Origin of the sequence: Corynebacterium kozikiae (assembly GCF_024580965.1) — a bacterium.
In the GTDB taxonomy this organism is placed as follows: domain Bacteria; phylum Actinomycetota; class Actinomycetes; order Mycobacteriales; family Mycobacteriaceae; genus Corynebacterium; species Corynebacterium kozikiae.
In genome coordinates this window covers 1-384 of sequence record NZ_JANIKJ010000066.1, presented here as the reverse complement: position 1 = coordinate 384, position 384 = coordinate 1, and the positions used below count along the sequence as shown (strand labels likewise).

General features: G+C 56.5%; 1 protein-coding gene. It reads left to right on the top strand.

Annotation, left to right across the window (positions count from 1 at the left end):
• On the top strand, window positions 1-384 hold a 384-nt coding region (locus NQ018_RS11355), incomplete at both ends, for a PTS transporter subunit EIIC (RefSeq protein ID WP_257061035.1).

The window sequence follows — 384 nt, the reverse complement described above, 5'->3', positions numbered from 1 at the left end:
GGTATGGTCTCCGGTTTCATCGCCAATAGCGGCGCACAGTTTCCCTACCTGACAACAACAGGCCCCGGTGGCACAAAGACCGGCCTCAATACCGGATTTATCGGTGCCATCGTTATCGGCTTCATCGCTGGCTACGTCGCCAAGTGGATGAGGAAGATCCCGTGGCACGAGTACGTCAAGCCGATCGTGCCGATCCTGATCGTCCCGATTTTCGGCACTGCGATCGTCTCGCTGCTGTACGTCTATGTGCTCGGCCGTCCGCTAGCTGCCCTGTTTAACGGGTTAACCCACTTCCTGGCCAGCATGACAACGTCGTCGATAACCGTCCTCGCTATCATCATTGGCCTCATGGTCAGCTTCGATATGGGCGGTCCAGTCAATAAG